At 35.1% G+C, this 21174-nt stretch carries 19 protein-coding genes; 11 read left to right on the forward strand and 8 right to left on the reverse strand.

Going from position 1 to position 21174, the window contains the following annotated elements:
* Positions 1-6: 6 nt before the first annotated feature.
* From CA2559_RS03650 to hemA, 3 genes are read right to left on the reverse strand one after another with little or no spacing between them, the layout of a single operon-like run.
* Positions 7-660 (reverse strand): uroporphyrinogen-III synthase, encoded by a 654-nt coding sequence (locus CA2559_RS03650; RefSeq protein WP_013186492.1) that lies wholly within the window; start codon positions 658-660, stop codon positions 7-9.
* 1 nt (position 661) lies between these two features.
* The gene (gene hemC, locus CA2559_RS03655) at positions 662-1579 is read right to left on the reverse strand and encodes a hydroxymethylbilane synthase (RefSeq protein WP_013186493.1); all 918 of its coding nucleotides are present in this window, start codon (positions 1577-1579) and stop codon (positions 662-664) included.
* A complete protein-coding gene (gene hemA, locus CA2559_RS03660; protein WP_013186494.1) occupies positions 1579-2847 on the reverse strand; it encodes a glutamyl-tRNA reductase in 1269 nt (422 codons plus the stop codon). The genes hemC and hemA overlap by 1 nt, the downstream gene beginning before the upstream one ends.
* Positions 2848-3035: 188 nt before the next feature.
* On the opposite strand from hemA, the gene CA2559_RS03665 reads away from it, so the two are divergent.
* The 10 genes from CA2559_RS03665 (at position 3036) to CA2559_RS03710 (ending at position 16170) form a co-directional block, all read left to right on the forward strand.
* Entirely contained in the window at positions 3036-3926 is an 891-nt protein-coding gene (locus CA2559_RS03665; protein WP_013186495.1) for an AraC family transcriptional regulator, read from the forward strand.
* A 66-nt stretch (positions 3927-3992) separates the two neighbouring features.
* Positions 3993-4733 carry a head GIN domain-containing protein gene (locus tag CA2559_RS03670; protein WP_013186496.1) on the forward strand — a complete coding sequence of 247 codons (741 nt, stop codon included), beginning with the start codon at positions 3993-3995 and terminating at the stop codon, positions 4731-4733.
* 180 nt (positions 4734-4913) lie between these two features.
* Positions 4914-5978: a ferrochelatase gene (gene hemH / locus CA2559_RS03675; RefSeq protein WP_013186497.1), complete on the forward strand. Its 1065-nt coding sequence runs from the start codon at positions 4914-4916 to the stop codon at positions 5976-5978.
* Complete coding sequence (locus CA2559_RS03680) at positions 5978-7345, forward strand: MATE family efflux transporter (protein WP_013186498.1); 1368 nt, start codon at positions 5978-5980, stop codon at positions 7343-7345. The genes hemH and CA2559_RS03680 overlap by 1 nt, the downstream gene beginning before the upstream one ends.
* 44 nt (positions 7346-7389) lie before the next feature.
* Positions 7390-10488 carry a VPS10 domain-containing protein gene (locus CA2559_RS03685; protein ID WP_013186499.1) on the forward strand — a complete coding sequence of 1033 codons (3099 nt, stop codon included), beginning with the start codon at positions 7390-7392 and terminating at the stop codon, positions 10486-10488.
* Between the two features lie 85 nt (positions 10489-10573).
* Positions 10574-11122: a CopD family protein gene (locus tag CA2559_RS03690; protein ID WP_013186500.1), complete on the forward strand. Its 549-nt coding sequence runs from the start codon at positions 10574-10576 to the stop codon at positions 11120-11122.
* Positions 11123-11152: 30 nt separating this feature from the next.
* The gene (locus tag CA2559_RS03695; RefSeq protein ID WP_041240899.1) at positions 11153-12610 is read left to right on the forward strand and encodes a sensor histidine kinase; all 1458 of its coding nucleotides are present in this window, start codon (positions 11153-11155) and stop codon (positions 12608-12610) included.
* Positions 12611-12614: 4 nt separating this feature from the next.
* On the forward strand, positions 12615-13397 hold the full coding sequence (locus CA2559_RS03700; RefSeq protein WP_013186502.1) for an enoyl-CoA hydratase/isomerase family protein: 783 nt from the start codon (positions 12615-12617) through the stop codon (positions 13395-13397).
* A 72-nt stretch (positions 13398-13469) separates the two neighbouring features.
* Positions 13470-15017 carry a hypothetical protein gene (locus CA2559_RS03705; protein ID WP_148232773.1) on the forward strand — a complete coding sequence of 516 codons (1548 nt, stop codon included), beginning with the start codon at positions 13470-13472 and terminating at the stop codon, positions 15015-15017.
* Between the two features lie 82 nt (positions 15018-15099).
* Positions 15100-16170 (forward strand): PA0069 family radical SAM protein, encoded by a 1071-nt coding sequence (locus CA2559_RS03710; protein WP_013186504.1) that lies wholly within the window; start codon positions 15100-15102, stop codon positions 16168-16170.
* Here the strand turns inward: CA2559_RS03710 and CA2559_RS03715 are convergent.
* From CA2559_RS03715 to CA2559_RS03730, 4 genes are all read right to left on the reverse strand, one after another.
* Entirely contained in the window at positions 16167-16829 is a 663-nt protein-coding gene (locus tag CA2559_RS03715) for an HD domain-containing protein (protein ID WP_013186505.1), read from the reverse strand. The genes CA2559_RS03710 and CA2559_RS03715 overlap by 4 nt on opposite strands.
* A 6-nt stretch (positions 16830-16835) precedes the next feature.
* Positions 16836-17837 (reverse strand): acyl-ACP desaturase, encoded by a 1002-nt coding sequence (locus CA2559_RS03720; RefSeq protein ID WP_013186506.1) that lies wholly within the window; start codon positions 17835-17837, stop codon positions 16836-16838.
* Positions 17837-18586 carry a lysophospholipid acyltransferase family protein gene (locus CA2559_RS03725; protein WP_041240900.1) on the reverse strand — a complete coding sequence of 250 codons (750 nt, stop codon included), beginning with the start codon at positions 18584-18586 and terminating at the stop codon, positions 17837-17839. The genes CA2559_RS03720 and CA2559_RS03725 overlap by 1 nt, the downstream gene beginning before the upstream one ends.
* Positions 18587-18684: 98 nt before the next feature.
* Positions 18685-19095, reverse strand: coding sequence for a BrxA/BrxB family bacilliredoxin (locus tag CA2559_RS03730; protein ID WP_013186508.1), 411 nt, complete (start codon positions 19093-19095; stop codon positions 18685-18687).
* Between the two features lie 163 nt (positions 19096-19258).
* Between CA2559_RS03730 and CA2559_RS03735 the strand changes: the two genes are divergently transcribed.
* Positions 19259-20008: a TerB family tellurite resistance protein gene (locus tag CA2559_RS03735; protein ID WP_013186509.1), complete on the forward strand. Its 750-nt coding sequence runs from the start codon at positions 19259-19261 to the stop codon at positions 20006-20008.
* 21 nt (positions 20009-20029) lie between these two features.
* Here the strand turns inward: CA2559_RS03735 and CA2559_RS03740 are convergent, their stop codons facing one another.
* Positions 20030-21100: an isoaspartyl peptidase/L-asparaginase family protein gene (locus CA2559_RS03740; RefSeq protein ID WP_013186510.1), complete on the reverse strand. Its 1071-nt coding sequence runs from the start codon at positions 21098-21100 to the stop codon at positions 20030-20032.
* Between the last annotated feature and the right edge of the window lie 74 nt (positions 21101-21174).

Genomic DNA, 21174 nt, shown 5'->3' on the forward strand with positions numbered 1-21174 from the left:
ACTATATCAAAATGTCTTATTTAAAACCTTTACTGTCTTTGCTATAACACTTTCAATCGAGGTTGTGTTAGCAATTGCAATTTGATCTGTATAGAGCTTTGCTGCCGTAGCTGTAGTATTACCAATACAGACAATAGTTTCTTTTTGTGGCTTATTTGCTCCAAAATAACTTTGTACACCACTAGGACTAAAACACATAATGGCATTAAATGTTCTTTGGAATTCTTTTATGTTTAAACTTGTTTTGTAAACTTCTATCTCCGTAAGGTTTATATTATGTTTGTGTAAGAGCTCTGGTAATGCATCTCTTCTTTTATTTCCACAGAAAAAAGTAAACGTTGCTTCAGGATATTGTATTGTAATTTTTTGTCCCAACGCTCTAGAGTGTTCCGCGTGTAACATGACGTTATACCCTAGATTTTCTAAAGCTTTCCTAGTGTTTTGCCCTACACAAAACACGCGTTCAATCTCAATATTTTTGTCTTTTATAGCAGCAACAGCATTTTGACTAGTAAAAATACCGTTCTCTATCCTTTTTGGTAAACTAACCTTTGTAAATGAAATGTTTATGGCATTATATTCTACCAGACCAAATCCTGTATTTAAAACCAACTCTCGTTGTGAGCGCGTAAGAATTTTGGTAGATAATATACTAGCCATTTTATGATTTGTCTAGCGAAGCTTTAATATCTGCCATAAGATCTTTACCGCCTTGATCTAAAATCTCGATAGCACAATTTCTACCCAGATTACGATTTTCTTTAAGAGATACTCGCTTCTCAATTTCTAATTTTTGCTTGCCATCTAAACTAAATAAACAACCTCTAAACCAAATGTCCTTATCCTCAATAACTGCTAAAGCACCAATTGGAGCAGTACAGCCACCTTCTAAAGTTTTTAAGAATTCTCGTTCTATTGTGGTACAAATTTCTGAAAAGTGATCATTAAGTTTGGAAACAGCTTCTTTACAAAATACATCCTGCTCCATAACTGCAATAACCATAGCGCCTTGTGCTGGAGCAGGTAGCATCCAATCTAACTCAATAAAATGCTCAGGCAATACATTTATACGTGTTAAGCCTGCTTTGGCAAAAATAGCTCCGTTCCAAGAATTGTCTTCTAATTTTTGAAGTCTTGTATTCACATTACCTCTTAAATCGACAACCTTGTGATTTGGATATTTATTTAACCATTGTGCTTTTCTGCGTAAACTTCCTGTAGCAATAGTTCCTTCTGCTTCTAAAAAATCTAACCCTTTATGTACTAGTATGTCTTTAGTGGCAGCACGTTTTAAAACAGCACCTTGCATGATACCTTTTGGTAATGCTGTAGGGACATCTTTCATGCTGTGTACAGCAATATCAACATCGCCATTAACCATAGCCACATCTAATGTCTTTGTGAAAATACCGGTAATACCCAATTCATAAAGTGGCTGATCTAAAATTAAATCTCCAGTCGACTTAACTGGTACAAGTACAGTTTTGTAGCCTAAGTTTTCTAGTTGTGCTTTTACAGTATTAGCTTGCCATAATGCCAACTCACTATCTCTAGTACCTATGCGTATTACTTTACTCATTATACGTTATCTTCTAAGTGAAACACACGTTGAATCATCTCTAAACTTTCATCAATAGTTTTACCTTCACTTTTAAGATGGTTGGCAAACTGTGTGGTAATTTTTTGAATAAGACGGTTGCTAATAATTTCTGCTTGTTGTTGATTAAAGTCTTTAATCTTCTTGCTCTGAAAATCTATTTCAGCATCTTTTAAATCATTAAGCTTCCCTTTTAGTGCTTTTATAGTAGGTGCAAACTTTCTTGTTTTTAGCCAAGCATCAAATTCTTCTTTAATCTCAGCAATTATTTGCTCTGCCTGCGGAATTTGTTTAGAACGCTTTTCTAAAGTTTTGTCTGTAATGGCAGATAAATCATCTAAATGAACCAACGTAACGTTATCTAAATCCTTAACGTCTTCTGAAACATTTTTAGGAATAGATAAATCTAAAATTAATAAAGGCTTTTTAAGAAATAATAAATCTTTATTAATGGTAGGTTGTTGTGCGCCAGTTGCAACTATTAGTATGTCTGAAGAAGAAATCTCAGACTGTATATCTGCATAATCTTTTACAACTAAGTTAAACTTTCCGGCAATTTTTTCAGCTTTGCCTTTAGTTCTGTTTATAAGTGTAATATGTTCGTTATTGGTATGTTTAATAAGGTTTTCACACGTATTTCTACCTATTTTACCTGTACCGAATAACAATATGTTTTTTTCTGATACATAAGGAACTCTAGCCAATATATATTGTACAGAAGCAAAGCTTACAGATGTTGCACCGCTAGAAATCTCTGTTTCATTTTTTATGCGCTTGCTTGCTTGTATAACGGCATTAATTAATCGCTCCATAAACGGATTAATCATACCAATCTTTTTAGATTGTTTAAAACCGTGTCGTAGTTGTGAGATAATTTCGAAATCACCGAGAATTTGGCTGTCTAAACCAGTACCTACTCTAAAAAGATGATCTATAGCTATTATATTCTTGTAAATGTAAGAGACATTCTTAAACTCATCTACAGTACCATGAGTGTGCTCACAAAGTAACTTAATGAGTTGAATCTCGTCTTTTGCAAAACCATAAATCTCTGTTCTGTTACACGTAGAGATTACAACAATGGCAGGAATGCCATCATCTTTAGCTTGCTGTAAAATTGCAGATTGTGCTTGCTCAGAAATACTAAAATGACCACGTATTTCGGCATCGGCTTTTTTGTAATTAAGACCGATGGCAAAAAAATTGGCGTTAGCCGCTTGGGGAAAATGTCGCTTCAAGTTTTGTATCATAAAGACGGATGCAAATGTAGAGTGAAGAGTTTTTAAAAAATAACGCTAGAAGTACGATTTGTAACGATAGGCGCAGAAAATTATCTAAAAATGGTAAAATTTGAAGCAATTCAGCTAATTTAGTGGTGGGAAACAAGGTATACATTAAAATTATTTAGAACTATTCTAAATAAATAGCTTTTAAAACGATGGATCATTCAATAAAAAATAACGCTGAAAGTTTGGTTAAAGAAACACATATAGAAGATGGTTTTTATGTGCTGAGGTTACAAAATGAAACGACTGATAGCAAGCAGTTTATACGTGAAGTAAGTAGAGATTTTATACAATTTCATTTTTGCGTGAAAGGTGCTGCTCAATTAGCATTTAATGATGGTGGTTACCAACTGCCATTACATGAAGAGCACTCCATATTACTTTACAATCCTCAGCGAGATTTGCCTATGGATCTTACTATTGAAAAAGATTCTTGGGTGGTTTCGGTACTTATTCCTATCAAAAAATTTCACTCATTATTTTCTACAGAGGCCAACTATATTACATTCTTAACGGCAGAGAATAAGGATAGAAAGTACTATAAAGACGAGATTATTTCACCATCTATGGCAGTTGTGCTTAACCAACTTATGAACTATAATTTGCATCCATCTATACAAGCGCTATACTTTAAAGGAAAAGCTTATGAACTGTTAAGCCTTTATTTTAATAGGCCAGCTAATGCAGATATTGAACAATGCCCATTTCTGGTAGACGAAGATAATGTTGCGAAAATTAAAAAAGCCAAGCAAATTATTATTGCTCGCATGGCAGAACCACCAACTTTACAAGAGTTAGCAGATGAAATACAATTAAGCTTAAATAAATTAAAAGAAGGCTTTAAGCAAATTTATGGAGACTCAGTTTTTAGTTTCTTGTTTGATTATAAAATGGAAGTAGCACGACAACTTTTAGAAAGCGGCTCACACAATGTAAATGAAGTGGGCTTAAAAGTGGGTTACAGTACTGCAAGTCACTTTATTTCTGCATTTAAAAAGAAATATGGAACTACTCCCAAGAAATATGTGATGGCACTTAGTTAATTTTCAATTAACTGTAACAATTTAAAATTTGATGCATCTTTAAAGCATAACCAAACAAAACATATCATGAGAGTTACTATTAAACACATTATAGCTTTTTCAACTTTAATTTTAGCATCTGTATTTTCTGTAAGCGCACAGACAAAGACTTATGACGTATCAAATTTTAATAAGATTACTATAAATCCACACATACAAGTTACATTTATAAAGGGTGACAAAGCTTCTGTAGTTATTGAGAGCAGCACAGAATCCTTAGACAAGCTTAATGTTGAGGTAGACGATGAGACTCTAGAGCTATATTTAGATGATGCAAGAGTTTACACTAAATCTGAGAAAAATAATAATATTAGAAAAGATGTATATAATGGTACAGTAGTAAAAGCTACGATAACATATACTACTATAAGTGCATTATCATTAAGAGGCGAAGAGCGTTTTGATTTTGTAGATAATGTAGAAGCAAAAGACTTAAAATTAAGTGTTTATGGAGACTCTCAAGTATACATGAAAGAAATTGAAGTTGAGAATCTTAAAATTGCAACCTATGGTGAAAGCTACCTTATGATTGAAAGTGGGACTACAAACTATCAACAAATTAGAGCATATGGTGAATCTAAGTTAAATGCAATAAATGTAGATAATAAGGAAACCAAATTAACAGCTTATGGCGAAGGCACTTTCCAACTTAACGTTTCAGATAAATTAAAAGTTACGTCTTATGGAGAAGCTGTTGTAACCTATAAAGGAAATGCTAAATTAAGCAGAGGTTTAAGTTTTGGAGACGCTACTGTAAGAAAATTATAAATACACTTTTTAATAATTTATCAAAAAAACCTGAAGTCACTCGCTTCAGGTTTTTTGTATTTAAGAACATTCAGCTTTAAAGTATATACTAATTGCAATAGTATTATCACAAACTCTTATCATTTGTTCAAGTTTATAAATGATAAGAAATCGTAATTTTACACTCGCTAAACTAAAGCTATGAGCAAAGGTGTTTTATTGGTTAATCTGGGCTCACCAGAAAGTACCGACCCGAAAGATGTAAAAAAATACTTAGACGAATTTTTAATGGATCCTCGAGTTATCGATGTTCCATATTGGTTTCGAGCATTCCTTGTAAAAGGTATTGTTTTAAATACAAGACCTAAGAAATCTGCAGAAGCTTACTCAAAAATTTGGTGGGAAGAAGGTTCTCCACTAATTGTATTATCTGAAAGACTTCAAGATAAAATTCAAAAGCAAACAGAAATACCTGTAGATTTAGCTATGCGCTATGGGTCTATGACTATTGAAAAAGCATTAAAGCGTCTTACAGATAAAGGAGTTAATGATATTCTTTTAGTGCCTTTGTATCCTCAGTTTGCTATGGCTACAACAGAAACTATAGAGGTATTGGCAGAGAAGCTTCGCAAAGAAAAGTTTCCACAGGTTAAACTAACAAGCCTAGCGCCATTTTATAACAAACCAGATTATATTGAGGTGTTGTCTAGAAGCATTAAAGAAAAGCTAGACACAACAAATTATGACCATTTGTTATTTAGTTATCATGGTGTTCCAGAGCGTCATATTCGCAAAAGTGACATTACAAACTCTCATTGCCAAATAGACGGCAGTTGCTGCAAAGCTCAAAGTGATGCACATCGTTTTTGCTACCGTCACCAATGTTATGAAACGACACGATTAGTAGGAGAAGAATTAGGATTAAAGCCTGGCACATTTTCTACATCATTTCAATCTCGTTTAGGTTTTGATCCTTGGTTACAACCTTATACAGACAGAACTATAGAGCGTATGGGTAAAGAAGGCATTAAAAATATGGCTATAGTAACACCAGCATTTGTAAGTGATTGTCTAGAAACCTTAGAAGAAATTGCTATGGAAGGTGAAGAAATTTTCCACGAAGTAGGCGGAAAAGAATTCACTACCATTCCTTGCCTTAATGATAGAGATGATTGGGCAAAAGTAATGTCTAACTGGATTGGTAATTGGATTGAGAATCCATCTGCAATTAATACAGTAAATTTGGCTGAAACGCAAATTGCATAATGGCCAAGTTTAGTTCAGAAGATTTAGGAACAAAGTCTATTAGCAAACTACTTATAAGACAGTCCTTACCAGCGTCTATAGGTATTTTGGTCATGTCTCTAAACATTCTGGTCGATACTATTTTTGTAGGAAACTGGATAGGTTCAATAGCTATTGCAGCAATAAATGTAGTACTTCCTGTATCTTTTTTCATCGCAGCATTAGGAATGGCAATAGGTATTGGTGGCTCATCTATTATATCTAGAGCATTAGGAGCAAACAATAAAAAAAGAGCCCTCAAGACATTTGGAAATCAGATTACGGTTACACTTTTACTAACCGTTTCCATGGTGATTTTAGGCTTAGTATTTATAAATGATCTTATTCCTGCATTTGGTGGTAAGGGCGATATTTTTGAACCTGCAAAAATTTACTATAAAATTGTATTATATGGTGTGCCCATACTTGCGTTAAGTATGATGGGAAACAACGTCATACGCGCAGAAGGCAAGCCAAAGTTTGCAATGATTGCAATGATTATACCATCAGTTGGAAACTTGGTTTTAGACTACGTATTTATTAACCTGCTAGATATGGGTATGTATGGAGCAGGATTGGCAACTACGGTATCTTACGTGCTTTGTTTTGCCTATATATTGTATTTCTTTTTATCTAAACATTCTGAGTTACGTATAAGCCTTTCAGATTTTGGCTTAAATATGCCAATTCTTAAAGAAATGTCTGCTTTAGGATTTGTCACATTAGCTAGACAGGCTGTAGTGAGTATCACCTATCTTTTAATGAATAATATTTTATTCGATTTGGGAGGAGAGTCTTCTGTGGCTGTGTATGCAATTATTGGAAGAATGCTAATGTTTGCCTTATTTCCTGTACTAGGTGTTACGCAAGGTTTCCTGCCTATAGCTGGTTATAATTATGGAGCATATAAGTTTCCTAGAGTACGAGAAAGTATAAACAAAGCGATATTATACGCCGGTGTTTTAGGATTATTTGTATTTGCATTTATAATGATTTTCCCTACAGAAATAGTATCCGTATTTACAGATGATGAACGTGTGCTAACAGATACACCAACAGCAATGCGCATTGTATTTATGGCTGTGCCTATAATAGGAATCCAATTAATTGGCTCTGCTTATTTTCAAGCTATAGGAAAAGCTATTCCAGCACTTTTATTAACCCTAACACGCCAAGGCTTCTTTTTTATACCGTTAGTTTTAATACTTCCTAACTATTTTGGAGAAATTGGTGTCTGGATAAGCTTTCCAATTGCAGATGTGTTGTCTACAATTGTTACTGGTATATTTTTAAACAGAGAGATCAGAACTAAGTTGATTCCTAAGTCCTCTAACTTAAAGATAGACTAACGTATTTTCTGTATATTTAGACTTTAATCTTCTAAGTATTACCAATGAATTATTCAACCAAAATTCTATTTCTCCTAACCACTTTATTCTGTTCATTTTTTTCTGAAGCTCAAACTGTCAACGAAGACCTATATGACGCATTAGAGTATCGCTTAATTGGCCCTTTTCGCGGTGGTCGTAGTGCCGCAGTAACTGGCGTGCCAGACCAACCTAATCTGTTCTATTTTGGGGCAACTGGTGGTGGCGTTTGGAAAACCTTAAATGGAGGTCGCACTTGGGAAAATATTTCTGATGGCTACTTTGGTGGCTCTGTCGGTTCTATTTCTGTTGCTGAAAGTGATAAAAATGTTATCTACGTTGGTGGTGGCGAGAAGACCGTTCGTGGTAATGTTTCCTCAGGTTATGGTGTGTGGAAGAGTGTTGATGCTGGTAAAACTTGGAAAGCATCAGGATTAGATAAAAGCCGACATATCTCCAGAATTCGCATTCACCCTAAAAATCCAGACATTGTTTACGCTGCTGTTATGGGTAACCTTTACAAAGGCACACAGGAACGTGGCGTTTATAAAAGTACAGATGGTGGAAAAACCTGGACTAAAAAACTTTTCGCCAATGAAGATGCAGGTGCAGTCGATTTAACCTTTGATCCAAACAATCCACGAATTTTATACGCATCAACTTGGAATATCCGCAGAACACCATACAGTTTAAGTTCTGGTGGTGATGGTTCTGCACTTTGGAAAAGTACCGATGAAGGTGAAACGTGGACAGAAATTTCAAAAATGAAAGGTTTTCCTGAAGGTACTTTAGGTATTATTGGTGTGACGGTTTCCCCAGTAAATTCAGAACGTGTTTGGGCTATTGTCGAGCATAAAGATAAAGGCGGCTTATACCGAAGTGAAGATGGTGGCGAATCGTGGAGCCAAGTGAATGACGAGCGAAAAATTCGTCAACGTGCTTGGTATTACACAAGAGTCTATGCCGATACACAAGATGAAGATGTGGTGTATGTGTTAAATGTGCGCTACCACAAATCAGAAAACGGCGGAAAATCTTTTGAAACCTACAACGCGCCGCACGGCGACCATCACGATTTATGGATTGCGCCAAATGACCCAACTCGAATGATTATTGGTGATGATGGTGGCGCACAAGTGACTTATGATGGTGGCGAAACTTGGAGCACCTATCACAATCAGCCAACGTCGCAGTTTTATCGTGTGACGACAGACAATTCATTTCCATATCGCATTTATGCTGCACAACAAGATAACAGCACAGTAAGAATTCCTCACAGGACTGAAGGCCGCTCGATTTCAGAGGACGACTGGGAGTCTACTGCTGGTGGTGAAAGTGCTCATATTGCAGTTGACCCAGAAAATAATGACATTGTTTACGGCGGAAGTTATGACGGTTTTCTAACAAGAGTGAATCACGACAAAAACACGGTGCGAAGCATTAGTGTTTGGCCAGACAATCCTATGGGACACGGCGCTGAGGATATGAAATATCGCTTTCAATGGAATTTCCCTATTGAATTCAGCAAGCATAATCCTGATAGGTTGTATACCTTTTCAAATCGCGTACACGTTACTGAAGATGAAGGGCAAAGCTGGAAAGTAATTTCGCCAGATTTAACCCGAAACGACCCAGAAAAGTTGAAATCTTCTGGAGGTCCAATTACGCAAGACAACACATCTGTAGAATATTATTGTACGATTTTCGCTGCTCAAGAAAGCCCGTTAAAGGAAGGCTTGCTTTGGGTTGGTAGTGATGATGGTTTGGTGCACGTGACCAGAAATGGTGGAGAGACTTGGGATAACGTGACGCCGAAGAATATGCCAGAATGGACAATGATTAACAGTATTGAACCAAGTGCATTTGATGAAGGTACGTGCTATGTTGCAGGAACGCGATACAAATGGGGAGATTTTCAGCCTTACTTATATAAGACTACAGATTACGGGAAGTCTTGGACTAAGATAACAAACGGTATCAACGAAGAGCATTTTACAAGAGTACTTCGTGAAGACCCGAAACAAAAGGGATTACTATATGCAGGAACAGAAACAGGAATGTACATTTCGTTTAACGATGGTAAAAACTGGAACCCATTTCAGTTGAATTTACCAATAGTTCCTATTACAGATTTAACCATAAAAGACAACAATCTAATTGTCGCAACACAAGGTCGAGGCTTATGGATAATTGATGATTTGAGTGTTATTCATCAGGCGATGAAAATGAGCAATAAAGATGTTGCTTTAATGAAGCCGAAGCCAACGTACAGAATGCAAGGTGGAAGTCGTGAAGGCTCCTTGACTTCAGGAACAAATCATCCAAGTGGTGTGATGACGTATTTCTATCTGAAGAATTATGATGAGAAAAAGGACACGATTTCAGTGACCTATTTAAATAAACAGAATGACACGTTGAAGAGTTTCAGCAACCATTCAAAGAAAGATAAGTTAGACGTAGAACAAGGTGCGAATCTGACAACTTGGGATACACGTAGCAAAGGTGCTGAGGTTTTAGACGGAATGATTTTATGGTGGGCAAATCTAGATGCGCCAAGAGCCTATCCAGATACTTACAAAGTTAGATTGAATGTTAACGGAAAAGATGAAGAACAATCGTTTGAAATCATTCCAAACCCAAACAGTGAGTCTACTGCTGCAGATATGAAAGCGCAGTATGAGTTTATTAGCGATGTTAATGAAACGGTAGATAAAGCGCACAAATCCATAAAGAATATTCGAGCGATTAATAAGCAATTGAAAGATTTTCAAGAGCAGTATAAGGATGATGAACGCACAAAAGAGTTGAGAGAAAAAGCTAAAAAACTTCAAGACGATTTTACCGCTATTGAAGAAGCGTTATACCAAACCAAAAACCGAAGCGGACAAGACCCTTTAAATTTTCCAATCAAGTTGACGAACAAATTAGGACACTTAAACAGCTTAGTAGGAATGGGTGATTTTGCACCAACAGAGCAAGACAAAGCCGTAAAACGTGAACTAGAACAACAAATAAATGCAGAGTTGGTGAAGTTTGACAATTTGGTGACGCAAGAGATTTCAGAATTCAATACACAGTTTAATAATTTGAAGTTGAATTATTTATTTGTTGAGGATAAGGAGTAAAAGCAAAATACTAATTCGAGCAATAACCTAAAAAGCACTAAAGGCAGATCTTCTATCAAAAAGAGTCTTGCCTATATAAATACATATGGAATATTACCTTTATATAAAAAGTCTGCATCTTATATTCGTTATCACGTGGTTTGCAGGACTGTTCTACATTCCGCGATTGTTTGTGTATCAAATAGAAGCCTTCAGCAAAGATGAGCCAGAAAAATCTATTTTGGGCAAGCAACTTAAGCTTATGGCAAAACGATTATGGTTTATAATCACGTGGCCATCTGCGGTACTTGCTGTGCTATTTGCGCTGGTTTTACTTCATCTTCAACCAGGACTGCTTTCATTACCTTGGATGCAGGTTAAGCTTGGCTTTGTTGTTTTACTTATTGCTTATCATGTAAAATGTCATTTAATATTTAAGGAGTTACAAATCGATGTGGTAAAATGGACAAGTAATCACATGAGATTATGGAATGAAGGATCAACAATCATTCTGTTTTCAGTAATATTCTTAGTTATTGTAAGAGATGCTGTAAACTGGGTTTATGGCGTAATAGGCATCATTTTATTTTCTGTAATCTTAATGCTTGGTTTTAAAATGTACAAACGCATAAGAGAAAAAAATCCAGAGGCGTAATTGGCGTTATAATTGATATAAATTTTCCCTATGAAGCATTTTAAATTGTCTTTAAGACGTCGCATTTTCATCTTTATGATCCTATTGGTATTGGGAGCATCTATACTAATTGCAGGTGTTACAATTTATCAATATAAAGAAGAAAGTGAAGACTATCACAGAGACCGTTTAGAGCGAAAAGAAGAAGCCATAAGAGAGAATATTAATTTTGTACTAAGGAGTACAACCTATGAGATAACACCAGAAAATATTGCCTTAATCTTTAAAGAGCGTAATAAGATTTATGAGATGTCTCAGGTACATAACTTACCATTAAATATATATTCTTTAGAAGGCAACTTGCTTTTAAAATCGAAGGAGAGCTTCTTTAAAGACTCAACAGATATACAGATTAAAGCAGAAATACTAGAAGATCTTTCAACATCTGTAGATAAACGGTTTATATTAAAGAGTGAGCGTAATGGCGAAAAGTTTCAATCTTCTTTCACCTATATAACAGACAATAAATTTAGGCCACTAGCCATTTTAAATTTACCCTACTTAGAGGAAGACGACTTTTTAAATAAAGAGCTGGCAGAGTTTTTATTACGCTTAGGAGAAGTATACTTGCTTATGTTAGTTGTAGCCATAGCACTTTCCTATTTTTTATCCAGATACATAACCCGTTCGCTTAAAACAATTTCAGATAAAATAACAGAGACACGACTTAATAAGCGAAATGCTAAGATTGAGATAAATGATGCTAGCGAGGAAATTTACACTTTAGTAAATGCCTATAACAGTATGATTGATGAGCTGGAAGGAAGTGCAGCAAAACTAGCCACTAGCGAGCGCGAAGCAGCTTGGAGAGAAATGGCAAAACAGGTTGCTCACGAGATTAAAAATCCGTTAACACCAATGCGTCTTAGTGTACAGAGTTTTCAAAGAAAATTTGATCCTCAAGATCCAGAAATTAATCATAAAGTAGAAGAGTACTCTAATACACTTATTCAACAAATTGATACAATGAGTAGTATTGCCTCTGCATTTTCCAATTTTGCGAAAATGCCAGCGCAACAATCTGAAACATTAAACGTCTCAAAGATTGTAAAATTAGCGCTAGATATTTTTAACGAAGATTATATCGAGTTTCAAACAGAAGATGAAGAAATCTTAGCAAAATTTGATCGTACTCAACTTATACGTGTAGTTACCAACTTAGTTAAAAATGCTATTCAGGCTACAGAAGAGCAAGAAAACCCTATGATAAAAGTAGATGTCTCTCAGGATAATTATTACGTTTGTATTGCGGTACAGGATAATGGTGTAGGAATTCCAGAAGACAACAAGCCTAAAGTTTTTGAACCTAAGTTTACCACCAAGAATAGCGGTATGGGCTTAGGATTAGCAATGGTCAAGAATATTGTGGAAACCTTTAAAGGAACCATTACCTTTGAGTCTCAAGAACACATAGGAACAACATTTAGAATTAAATTTCCAAAACATTAAAACTATGAATTACGAAAATATTACAGTAGAGTTTAAAAATAACATTACCTACATTACTATAAACAGACCTAAAAAGCTTAACGCACTTAATAGAGATACTATACAAGAACTTCACGAAGCATTTACTGAAGCAGATGAAGACAAAGACACTAAAGTTGTTATTATTACAGGATCTGGTGATAAAGCTTTTGTTGCTGGAGCGGATATTAGTGAGTTTGCAGATTTTTCTATTGAAAAAGGAAAAGAGTTGGCTGCAAAAGGACAAGAACTTCTTTTTAATGTAGTCGCTAACTTAGGAACACCAGTTATTGCAGCCGTAAATGGATTTGCACTTGGTGGCGGTTTAGAGCTAGCTATGGCAGCACACTTTAGAATAGCAAGCGACAATGCTAAAATGGGATTGCCAGAAGTAAGTTTAGGTGTTATACCTGGTTATGGTGGCACACAACGCTTACCACAATTGGTAGGAAAAGGGCGCGCCATGGAAATGATTATGACAGCTGGCATGGTAGATGCTAACCAAGCATTACAGTACGGTCTTGTAAATCATGTAACAACAGCAGAAGAGTTAATGCCACTTGCAGAAAAGCTTGCTGGCAAAATCATGAAAAACTCAACCGTAGCCATTAAAGCAGCAATTGCAGCTGTTAATGCCAATTACGAAGATGGTGTAAATGGCTTTAATGTAGAAGTAGAGCAATTTGGAAAAAGCTTTGGAACAGAAGATTTTACTGAAGGAACTACTGCATTCTTAAACAAAAGAAAACCTGAGTTTCCAGGTAAATAAGCTCATCAATATTTCAATTTGTAGGTAAGCTTCAAAATGCTAATTTTGAAGCTTACTCCTAAAACCTTCATTTTGAAAAAATTATTACTAGTAACCGTGTTTCTTTTAGGATACACGCAGGCCTTTCTTGCTCAAGACTTAAATGTTGATATTAAAACCAGCGAGGTTTATAAAGACAAAAAGAAAAACACCACATTAAGCTTTACAGCATCAGACGGTAAAGGTGGTCTCTTTGTAGGTAGAAGCTACTATGGTGGCCTACTTAAAACCTTAAAAGGATATTATATTGAGCATTACGACAGTAACTTAAACTTAGTTAAGGAATTTGATTATGAGATAGATAGAGAGACTGTACAGCAAGCCTTTGTAAACAATGGAGAGCTTCATTTGTTAACCACGCAATATGATAGAGATTCAAGAGAAATAAAATGCCTTGTACAGAGTACCTCTGTAAATAACTTCAAGTTTTCTTCAAAAGAGCTTATGTCTTTAAACATTAAGGAATCCTCAGGTCGATTTGTTGGGTTTTATGGTATTGGTTTACAGCAGGTAGATGGTGATAGCTTCGGAAGCATATCGCTTTCTAAAAACAATAATTACATTGTTGTAAACTTTGATATTAAAAACAAGGATGAGGAAACACATAAAATTCATGTGTTTAATAAAAATTTTGAAGAAGTTTTTACTAATACGTTTAAGAGGGACATTAAAGACAGAAAGTTTGCATTAAAAGATATAAGTGTAGATGATAATAATGGTACTGTTTATCTCTTAGGGAAAGCCTATACAGATCAAAAGAGAAAAAAGAAGGAAGGCGGCAAATATCAATATGAGCTATACCGTATAAATGCAAAAAGTAGCAAATCTTTAAGTTTTGATACAGACGATAAATTTGTAAGATCACTTACTCCTGTTTTTGATAACGACCGAGTATTTTGTGTAGGGTTTTATTCAGAAAAAAACGACAATAGGTTCAAAGGTGTTGGGTACTTCAACATAGATCCAGAAACTCTTACCATAACCAGTAAAAAATTCTCTCCTTTTACAGAGCAGTTTATTATGGATAAATATGGAAAAAGTAAAGATAAAGAATTAAGAAACATTTCTTACAGAGATATACTAATTACAAGCGATGGTGAATGCCTTATTAATGGTGAAGAGTTTTACGTAACCTCACATTATGTATCCAACCAATATGGAGGTACTTGGAGATACACCTATCACTATAGAGACATTGTAAGCTTGAAACTAGGTAAGGATGGTGATTTAATTTGGGCTAGAAACATAAACAAAAAACAGGCATCTAGTGCACCAAGTGATTATTTATCTTTCACTTCTACCTATCACAATGACAAGGCTTACATTTTTATAAATTGCTCAGATAAAGTTAGAAAGTTACGTAATGATCGTTTAGAGTTTAAAGGAATTAAAGCCAAGAAAAGTAACCTTTATGTGATTACAATTGATAGTGCAGGCACTTATGACTATAAAAGTTTAATAGATGATAAAGACGCCGAGGTTCCTTTTAGAGTTGGAAATGGTATTTATGACTTCTCTAACGAAATTATATTTTTAGGACAGCGCGGAAAAAAGAAACAACTACTTAAACTAACTCTATAATATCATAAAACCGAAGTTTAACTTCGGTTTTATTTCGCCCCTAATAATGGATATATTCCATATATTTGTTTAAAATCCATTATTGAAAACTCCAAATTTTATAAAAGGTCGAGGTGCACAATCTCAAGTACACAATAAATTTTTTGAGCTTTCCCATGAAGAGCGAGATGATTTCCTTAATTATTGTGCTGTTGAAGATGAAGATAGAACTGTAAAAACCACATTTATTGAAACCTTTCCTAAAAGTATTATTAACAAGGTAACAAGCCCAGATGTTGGGATGTCCTATTCATTAAATCCGTATCAAGGTTGTGAACATGGTTGCGTGTATTGTTATGCTAGAAATTCACACGAATATTGGGGATATGGCGCAGGCATAGATTTTGAAAGTAAAATTTTAATAAAAAAGACAGCACCTCAACTTTTAGAAAAGAAACTACAAAGCAAGTCATGGAAGGCTGCTACAATTGCCTTATCGGGAAACACAGACTGCTATCAACCTATAGAAAAATCGCTTAAGATTACAAGACAATTGCTTAAGGTATTTTTAAAATATAAACATCCTGTAGGGATAATCACTAAAAATGCTTTAATACAACGTGACTTAGATATATTAACTGAACTGGCAAAAGACAATTTGGTATCTGTATATCTATCTATCACAAGTTTAAATGAACAAACTCGACGCCTATTAGAACCAAGAACAGCAAGTATAAAAAAACGACTAGAAACATTAAGTAAACTTACTGAAGCTGGCATACCAACAGGTGTTATGATGGCGCCTATAATACCCAGTATTAATAGTCATGAAATCTTACCATTGGTAAAAGAAGTATCTCAACGAGGAGCCCATCGCGTAGGGTTTACCATTGTAAGATTAAATGGAGCTATAAGCCATATATTTAGCGAATGGATTAGAGCTACTATGCCAGATAGGGCAGATAAAGTATTACACCAAATAGAACAATGTCATGGTGGTACTTTAAACGACTCTCGATTTGGAAAACGTATGACAGGTGATGGTGAAATGGCACATTATATACATCAACAATTTGCAATTGCGAAGGCAAAGTATTTAAGAGATTCTGCTAAAATCTCTCTAAACTGTGATTTACACCAACACTATAAAACAGGGCAATTATCTTTATTTTAAAGTTGGCCTTCCCATTCATTTAAAAATTGATCTAGGTAAAGCTTCATAAATTCGTGTCGTTTCTTGGCTAAAGATGTTCCTGTTTCTGTATTCATTAAATCTTTCAGCAGCAATAACTTTTCATAGAAATGATTAAGAGTAGGAGCGTTAGAGGCTTTATACTCTTCCTTAGTCATATTAAGATTAGGCTTAACATCAGGATCATATAAAGTTCTGTTTTTATAACCGCCGTAATTAAATGTACGAGCAATACCTATAGCTCCTAAAGCATCTAGTCTGTCTGCATCTTGAACTATCTGTAACTCTAAAGAATTAAAAGTACTAGAGTTGTGGCCACCTTTGTAGGATACAGCATTTATAATATTAACGACATGCTCAATAACAGAAGAGTCTACATTTTGAGAAAAAAGAAACTCACGTGCAATTTTAGGACCTACGGTTTCATCGCCATTGTAAAATTTAGAGTCGGCAATATCGTGTAATAATGCGCCAAGCTGTACTACAAACTCATTTGCATTTTCGTGCTTAACAATAGTAATGGCTGTATTTAGGACACGTTGTATATGAAACCAATCGTGACCACCTTCAGCATTTCTCAAGGTTGTTTTTACGAAGGTAATAGTGTTGTTTATTACCTTTAATTCTTCAGAAGAAACCATATGCAATTACTTCACCATAGCAGGATTAACCCATTTAAAATGAGTTACTTCTTGTGGTATCTTAATGCGTTGGCTAATACGTTCCATACGGTTGGGTAATGCCATCACAAAATCTCTAGCTTTTTGAGCTTCATCTGTTAATTCATTTAAATTGGCAATGTCCCATTTTACGATAAGCTTACGCATAATGTCTACATAATCTTGAGCAGTATAAACTCCAATACGTTGGGCAGCATTACTAAATTCTTCGAACGCAGCACCAAGAGAGTCTCCAGATTCTCGTAAAAATTGAGCAGGCATGACAATTTTATTAACCATCATATCTTTAAATGCAATCATCATATTACTAGGATCCACCTTAAAGATTTCTTGAACAAAACGACTATAAGCGTTGTAGTGTCTCATTTCATCTCCAGAGATGATAGTACACATTTTAGACAAAGATTTGTTTTTGTATTTACGAGCCAACTTAGCAACTCTATTGTGAGAAATGTACGTTGCTAGTTCTTGAAAGCTAGTGTACACAAAGTTCTTATATGGGTCTTGTCCAGTACCAATATCAAAACCATCCATAATAAGGTGTTGTGTAGTACGCTCAATTTCTTTCATGTCTACTCGTCCAGAAAGATATAAGTATTTGTTTAACGTATCACCGTGACGGTTTTCTTCGGCTGTCCAGTGGCGTACCCATTTACTCCAACCGTTACCTTGTACACCATCATGTTGGTTAATACCTTCTACATCCATAAGCCAAGACTCATAGGTAGGCAACGCTTCTTCTGTAATTGTATCTCCTACTAAGGTTACCCAAAAATCATAGGGTAGTTCTTTAGCAAGCTCTCTTATTTCTTTTACCTCGTCAAAAAATGTATCTTCATTTTGTGAATTAGGAAGAAAATCTGTTGGCTGCCAAATGGTGTCAACAGGAATAAGAAACTCTTCTAAAAAGCCATCAACTTTCTTTTCTAAAAGCTGCATTACTTCTAATCTTACATTCGTTAAGGCCATTATGTTTGTTTTGTAATTAGTATGTCTTTAGTAATCGTATGTTCAATATGTGCTAATAGTTCCTCTACATCATCAAATTCTGAAATAGGAAATGGTTTGTGCACGTTGTGTTTTAAATGTACGCCAATATTCATAGGAAAAGCACCATGTTCTACAAGTTTCCACGAGTTGTTTATAGTAACAGGAACAATCCACGCATTAGGCATATACTTAAATAATGTTTTTAATCCGTTTGGAGCAAATCGTTTTGGCATCCCTTTTTTACCACGAGTTCCTTCTGGAAAAATAACTGTACTTCTGTTATTTTCTTGTAGGTAAGTTGCAAAGTTTTTTAGAGCTGGTAACGATTGTCTAGGATTCTTCCTATCTATTAAAACGGAACCACCATGGCGTAAATTGTATGAAATGCTAGGAATCCCTTTACCTAACTCTATCTTACTTACAAATTTTGGATGTAGCTTTCTTAAGTGCCAGATTAATGGCGATATATCGTACTGGCTTTGGTGATTGCTTACAATAATACAAGGAGCGCCTTTTGGTAGCTTATGAGGGTTGCTAAATGTATTACGTGTTCCCAATATATACGTTGTCGCAATAAGGAAAAAGTTAAGAATATCTACACTCTTTTTATGTGCTTGGTAACCAAACACGTTAAAACAAACCCATTGTATGGGATGAAATATTAATAGTGCAAGTCCGTAAAACAGATAAAATAGCACTGTTAAAGGATATGATAGAAGCTTCTTCATAAGTAATTATAAAGCACAAAAATAAGGTATAACACCAAGTGAAATACCTTATTTTTTTAAATAAAGTATGCGTGCATAAAATTTAATGCACGATTAAACTAACAGTACTCGTTATAAGCATCTTTTAAGTTGTCTGCAATCATATCTGCTGGACGACCTTCAATATGATGACGCTCAAGCATATGAACTAACTCACCATCCTTAAATAGTGCAATTGACGGTGAAGAAGGTGGAAACGGAATCATTTTAGCTCTAGCCGAATCTACAGCTTCTTTATCTACACCTGCAAATACAGTTACTAATTGATCTGGTTTTTTAGCATTTTGAATAGATGCTTTTGCGCCTGGTCTTGCATTTGCAGCAGCACAACCACAAACTGAATTTACCATCACTAATGTTGTTCCAGGTTTGCTTAATGCGTCGTCTACCTGAGATGCAGTTGTAAGCTCATTAAACCCTACGTTAGTAAGGTCTTCCTTCATTGGTTTTACTAATTCTGGTGGATACATATATTTTGAATTTTTTTGTTATTCTTTAAGTCGCAAAGATACTTATTTTATTACGTCTTAATAACAACATAGGTTAATGACGCCTATAGAGGTATTGAAACTTCTTATGGCTAAAAAACTGAAACATATTCGTATTTTTGCCAACCAATTATAAAACATAAACATGGTTAAGTGGGTGTTGGCCTTGGTAGGTTATTTTATATATAGGTTTCCAGGTGCTATTGCAGGATATCTTATAGGCACATTAATAGACAGTTCTTTTGAAAGTAATAAGAAATCTGGCCGTAAAGGTTTTGATACAGTGTTTACTACCAGCAGAAGCCAAAACGTTTCTCCAAGTGATTTTGAGCTTAACTTGTTATCTCTAGCATCTATAGTTATTAAAGCAGATGGTAGTGTAAGCCAAACAGAATTAGATTATGTACGCGCTTACTTTGTACAAGCTTATGGAAAGGAACGTGCTAACGCTACATTTAAGACGTTTAATGATGTTATAAAAAACAGAGAAGTTTCTGCACAGCGTATTTGTACATACCTTAACTCAAGAACACGCTATGAGGTGAGATTACAAATACTTCACTTCTTATTTGGCATAGCTCAGGCAGATGGTAGAGTGTCCTCTCCAGAGGTTTCACAACTTAGCTCTATTGCAGGCTTTATGAGAATTAACCAAAATGACTTTAAAAGTATTAAAGCCATGTTTGTTAAGGATGCTAATAATGCCTACAAAATACTTGAGATAGATAAGACAGCCACAGATGCCGAAGTTAAGAAGGCATTTAGAACTATGGCTAAAAAATACCATCCAGATAAATTACAACATATGGATGAAGCTTACCAAAAAGGAGCTCGTGATAAGTTTCAAAAAGTACAAGAGGCTTATGAGACTATTCAAAAAGAACGAGGCTTTTAAGCTAACGTTATCTATTACACGTTATTCCTTGTAAATTCCAATATTCAATTCGCCATTTGCATTCATATGTGCGCGATACATACCTGCAGTATTAAACTCCATAGCAATATTCCCTTTATTGTCTATGGCTACAATACCACCATCACCTCCTAAATCTGGTACTTTTTTCTGTATCACAAGCTCTGCAGCGTCTTGTAAAGACAAGCCTTTATATTCCATTAAAGCTGAAATATCATGAGCAACCATAGCTCTTATAAAATATTCTCCCCAACCTGTGCTAGATACTGCACAAGTTGCATTATTGGCATATGTGCCAGCACCAATTATTGGAGCATCTCCTATGCGGTTCCAACGCTTATCTGTCATTCCTCCTGTTGAGGTTCCTGCGGCCAAATTTCCATCTTTATCTAGAGCGACACATCCAACAGTACCAAATTTGGAATCTTTTATAAAAGGGTCTTCTGCTAAAAGTGCAGTTTTCGTATTAGTATCTAATTCTGCTTGTTTGCGCTTTTTTAATCTCTGTAAGGAGTTGAATCGCTTTTCAGTATAAAAATATTGTGGGTCCACTAGCTTTACACCTTGATCTTCTGCAAATACTTCTGCTCCTTTGCCTGCTAGCATGACATGATTAGAGTTTGTCATTACTAATTTTGCTAAATTAATAGGGTTTTTTACTCGTGTAACACCAGCAACAGCGCCAGCGTTTAACGTTTTGCCATCCATTATTGAGGCATCTAATTCATTAGTTTCATCATGCGTAAACACAGCACCTTTACCAGCATTAAACAGAGGTGAATCTTCTAAAATATTAATGGTTGCTGTAACAGCCTCTAAACTTGTACCACCTTTTTCTAAAATTGCATGACCTGTTTTTATAGCTTCAGCAAGTTTTTCTTCATATGCAGTTTCTAAAGAGTCTGACATGTTTTTTTTGAGAATGGTTCCGGCACCACCATGAATAACAATTCCAAAATGATCTTTAGGGTTGTTTGCTTCATTTGTACTAGCAGTTTTGTCTTCTTTTTTTACTGTATTTGTACAGCTTAACAATAGCAAAGCGAAAACAGTAGTAATGATAAATTGTTTCATGGTCAAAATTTTAATCTAAAGATATAAAATTCAGCAGTCATTAATCAGAAATCGTATTTTTGATATATATACAC

It is taken from the genome of Croceibacter atlanticus HTCC2559, assembly GCF_000196315.1.
GTDB lineage: Bacteria > Bacteroidota > Bacteroidia > Flavobacteriales > Flavobacteriaceae > Croceibacter > Croceibacter atlanticus.

Bases quoted from the DNA above. Each gene is read 5' to 3' on its own strand.
- CA2559_RS03650 (WP_013186492.1), bottom strand. From the start codon at position 660: ATGGCTAGTATATTATCTACCAAAATTCTTACGCGCTCACAACGAGAG.
- hemC (WP_013186493.1), bottom strand. From the start codon at position 1,579: ATGAGTAAAGTAATACGCATAGGTACTAGAGATAGTGAGTTGGCATTA.
- hemA (WP_013186494.1), bottom strand. From the start codon at position 2,847: ATGATACAAAACTTGAAGCGACATTTTCCCCAAGCGGCTAACGCCAAT.
- CA2559_RS03665 (WP_013186495.1), top strand. From the start codon at position 3,036: ATGGATCATTCAATAAAAAATAACGCTGAAAGTTTGGTTAAAGAAACA.
- CA2559_RS03670 (WP_013186496.1), top strand. From the start codon at position 3,993: ATGAGAGTTACTATTAAACACATTATAGCTTTTTCAACTTTAATTTTA.
- hemH (WP_013186497.1), top strand. From the start codon at position 4,914: ATGAGCAAAGGTGTTTTATTGGTTAATCTGGGCTCACCAGAAAGTACC.
- CA2559_RS03680 (WP_013186498.1), top strand. From the start codon at position 5,978: ATGGCCAAGTTTAGTTCAGAAGATTTAGGAACAAAGTCTATTAGCAAA.
- CA2559_RS03685 (WP_013186499.1), top strand. From the start codon at position 7,390: ATGAATTATTCAACCAAAATTCTATTTCTCCTAACCACTTTATTCTGT.
- CA2559_RS03690 (WP_013186500.1), top strand. From the start codon at position 10,574: ATGGAATATTACCTTTATATAAAAAGTCTGCATCTTATATTCGTTATC.
- CA2559_RS03695 (WP_041240899.1), top strand. From the start codon at position 11,153: ATGAAGCATTTTAAATTGTCTTTAAGACGTCGCATTTTCATCTTTATG.
- CA2559_RS03700 (WP_013186502.1), top strand. From the start codon at position 12,615: ATGAATTACGAAAATATTACAGTAGAGTTTAAAAATAACATTACCTAC.
- CA2559_RS03715 (WP_013186505.1), bottom strand. From the start codon at position 16,829: ATGGTTTCTTCTGAAGAATTAAAGGTAATAAACAACACTATTACCTTC.
- CA2559_RS03720 (WP_013186506.1), bottom strand. From the start codon at position 17,837: ATGGCCTTAACGAATGTAAGATTAGAAGTAATGCAGCTTTTAGAAAAG.
- CA2559_RS03725 (WP_041240900.1), bottom strand. From the start codon at position 18,586: ATGAAGAAGCTTCTATCATATCCTTTAACAGTGCTATTTTATCTGTTT.
- CA2559_RS03730 (WP_013186508.1), bottom strand. From the start codon at position 19,095: ATGTATCCACCAGAATTAGTAAAACCAATGAAGGAAGACCTTACTAAC.
- CA2559_RS03735 (WP_013186509.1), top strand. From the start codon at position 19,259: ATGGTTAAGTGGGTGTTGGCCTTGGTAGGTTATTTTATATATAGGTTT.
- CA2559_RS03740 (WP_013186510.1), bottom strand. From the start codon at position 21,100: ATGAAACAATTTATCATTACTACTGTTTTCGCTTTGCTATTGTTAAGC.